The sequence below is a fragment of the Pedobacter sp. 01N416 genome (assembly GCF_056399685.1).
The window spans coordinates 1-3,544 of record NZ_JBFTRT010000524.1 but is presented as its reverse complement, the minus strand read 5'-3'; the positions used below and the strand labels follow the sequence as shown (position 1 = coordinate 3,544).

Below are 3,544 nucleotides of genomic sequence, written 5' to 3'. Positions count from 1 at the left end.
CTACAGTGTCGATAAGGTAAAGCTGGTGTTATTGGAGTCGTTTCAGGGTTTTGCTTTGAACGATAAAAAGGGTTTTCTGGAACTTAATATCAGTAAAMAGGAGGTTAGTGAGGTGTTTGATGGGTTGATCGAATTGGTCGTGGCGGTGCGGGTGCTGATGGAGGAGGGTAAGGTTGAGGGAGTGAGGAGTTAGGATTTGAGATAGCCTTTAGGTCAGTTTTTAATTATTTTTTACGTTTAATCAATCAAAATGAAGCTTAAATTATGTTTCCTGCTACTGCTATGCCCAATTTTTGGGGTGCATGGGCAGGATAAAAATATATCGGTTACCAGTGTGGCTGCGTCTGCGGATTATCGGGGGATTTCTATCGGTCAGCAGGTGCCGGATGTGCTGATAAGGAATGTTTCAGGTCTTAATGGGGCGGGTCAGAATTTGGCAGTCTTGCCGCTTTCGGCTTTTAAGGGCAAACTGCTGATCCTGGATTTTTGGGCGACCTGGTGTGCACCCTGTATTGCCAGTTTCCCGAAAATGAAGATGCTGCAAGAGAAATACCAGAACGATCTGCAGGTGATCCTGGTGAATAATGAGCCTGTAGCCAGGGCAACCGATTTGTTGCAGAAAAGGAAAAACGAACATGGCGAAGCTTTTACTGCTGTTTTAGCAGATACGCTGCTGAATAAAACTTTCCCGCACCGTACCGTACCCCATTATGTATGGATCGGCAGGGATGGGAAAGTGCTGGCCATAACGGGCGAGGAAGAACTGGAGGAAGCGAAACTGTTGCAGGCGATGGCGGGCGAGGGTGGTACGTTCGTTAATAAAAAGAACATCGATCCGGCTTTGCCTTTGTTCAGTTCGGCAGATTTTCCTACTGAAGGCTTGGTCCGGTACAGCCTGTTAACTAAGGGCCGGGTGTCTGGCCTGGCCAGCGGTACACAGTTTCGAAAGGCTAAAACATCTGGTGTGTTGGTGGGGCGTGCCTTTACCAATGCCGATTTTTTTAGCCTTTATGGTACAATTGGCAGGGTGCTGCAGCGCGCAGTAGGCCAGCGCTTTTCTGATAAACAGATCAGGTACGCAGGGGCCGATTCGTCGGGTTTCTTGCACGGTAGCTATAATTATGAGTTTGTGGTGCCCGAGCGGTTATCAGCTCAGTTATACCCCATGATGCTGGATGACCTGAATATGTATTCGCCTTATGTAGGCAGTTTCGAGACTGAAGTGGCCGATTGCCTTGTTCTTGAGCGTTTTGGGGTTGCGGAGGTTCGCTTGAGCGGAAGTCATGATCTGGAAATTTTGGGTCGATCGGATAACGGCGCTGGCAGTCAGGATGTGTTAAACTTAAAAAATGTTCGTGTTGAAGCGCTTGCCGATCATCTGGAGAACCTGGTCTGGAACACCGTGCCGGTGATCAACGAAACCGGGATCAGTGATCGCATATCGATCACGATCAGTGAAACAGGGGGTCTTGAGCAGGTAAATGCTGGGCTTCGGCCGTATGGGCTGTGCCTGCGGCCGGCGAAGAAAAAAATGACGGTCATGGTGATCCGTGACCGGATGGGCGATGAAATTAAGCAACTGAAATGAGGAAGATATATATACTGATTGTATTGATCGGCTTTTGCCCGATAATAGCCTTTGGGCAGGAAACCTTTAGCGGTAAAATTTTAAGTGCTGCCGATAGTACCGCCGTTCCGGCAAACATCGAGCTGACAGGGGCTGATGGGCTGGTACGTAGATTAATGGCAGATAGAAACGGAACATTTTCGGTTGGTCTGCCAGGTGGTACTTATCATTTTGTGGCCAGTGCGGTGGGTTTTAAAACCTATGCTGTTACAGTCACTATCCCGTTAACAAGGGTATTTGTGGCCAGGCTGTTGCCGGCCGATAACCAGCTCAGCGATGTAACGGTAAGCACCGGGTATCAGGTGCTGGACAGAACGCGGGCCACCGGATCGTTTGATAAACTGGATAAGGCCAGGCTAGATCAGCAGGTGGGCAAAAACATACTCGACAGGTTAGAGGCCATAGGTAACGGGCTTACTTTTGACAGGAGCACCTCGGCCACAGGCAAGTTTTCCATCCGTGGCACCAGCACGATCCGTGGGCCAAGGGATCCGCTGATTGTGCTTGATGATTTTCCTTATCCGGGTGATCTGGCCAACATCAATCCTGAAGATGTAGAGAGCATAACGGTTTTAAAGGATGCCGCGGCAGCTTCCATTTGGGGTACCCGTGCCGGAAATGGGGTGATTGTAATTACCACCAAAAAAGGCAAAAAGAATACGCCGTTTTCGGCCAGCTTTTCAGCCAGTTTGGCTTTTGTGCAAAAGCCTGATCTGCGTTACGAGCAGCGCATTTCATCTGCCGATGCGCTTGATGTGGAGCAGTTTTTATATGGTAAGGGCTATTATACCAGCCTGATCAATTCCTCGCAGAAACCTGCCTTAACGCCTTTTGTAGAGCTGCTGGTTTTGAATGCCTCGGGCAAGCTGTCTAATGCTGATTTGGCACTGGCCAAGGCAGGCTTTGCCGCACATGATGTTTATGACGATTTTGACCGTTACGTGTACAAAACCGGGGTTAACCAGCAATACGCACTCTCGCTATCGGGTGGGAGTGAAAAGCATTCCTGGCTGGTTTCTTCAGGTTATAACAGAAACGTAGATAACCTGGATGGTGAGAATTCCAGGCAGAACCTGAGGCTGAGCAACAGTTTTACGCTGCTGCGCAACCTGAATTTGAATACGGTGTTCAGTTATACCGGTGGCAAGGTTACAGCAGGGCAGCCTGGCATTGGCGGCATATTGAGTACATCTTCACTTTATCCTTATGCTGCCTTTGCCGATGCCAATGGAAACCCTTTGCCCATTACCAAGAATTACCGGTCTGGTTATCTTGCTTCTCCAGCGGTGGCGCAGCTGCTGGACTGGTCATATTACCCGCTATTGGATAATCAGTATACCGATAATGTAACCAGACTTACGGACCTGGTGGCCAGTTTCGATCTGGCATATAAACTGCCATTGGGTTTTAGGGCATCGCTTAAATACAATATTGAAGAGCAGCGGACCACCAGGGAAATTTTGCAGCAGCTGGGAAGTTATTACACCCGGAACCTGATCAACAGTTTTGTGCAGGTAGGTGCTGGTGGGGCAGTAAGTTATCCTATTCCATTAGGTGCCATTCTGGACAGGAATGAAGGGCGCTTGCGGTCGCAGCAGTATAGGGGGCAGCTTGATTTTAACCGGGCATGGGCTTCGCACCGGTTGGATGCTTTGATAGGGCTGGAGTGGAGGAAGGCGCAATCAACAGGGGTATCGGGCAGGATGTATGGTTTGGATACCGACAAGCTCAACACAGGGCAGGTTGATTATACCCGCACTTTTCCCAACTCGGTTACTGGAAGTCTGGCTTACATTCCAGATGGTAACGGGCTGAGCCAGGTGGCCAATAATTACTTTTCGCAGTTTGTGAATATGGCCTACACCTTTAAAGATACCTATACGCTCTCGGCAAGTGCAAGGGCCGATGCCTCTAACC

3 protein-coding genes are annotated in these 3,544 nt (G+C 49.2%); all 3 read left to right on the top strand.

The window, feature by feature from the left end; genetic code table 11:
* A partial coding sequence (locus tag AC1DND_RS22855) for a hypothetical protein (protein WP_477584896.1) occupies window positions 1-193 on the top strand: 193 nt, incomplete at its 5' end.
* A 57-nt stretch (window positions 194-250) separates the two neighbouring features.
* Window positions 251-1,588 (top strand): TlpA family protein disulfide reductase, encoded by a 1,338-nt coding sequence (locus AC1DND_RS22850; protein WP_477584895.1) that lies wholly within the window; start codon window positions 251-253, stop codon window positions 1,586-1,588.
* Window positions 1,585-3,544: TonB-dependent receptor plug domain-containing protein (locus AC1DND_RS22845; RefSeq protein WP_477584894.1), on the top strand; the 1,960-nt coding region annotated here is incomplete at its 3' end. The genes AC1DND_RS22850 and AC1DND_RS22845, both read left to right, overlap by 4 nt.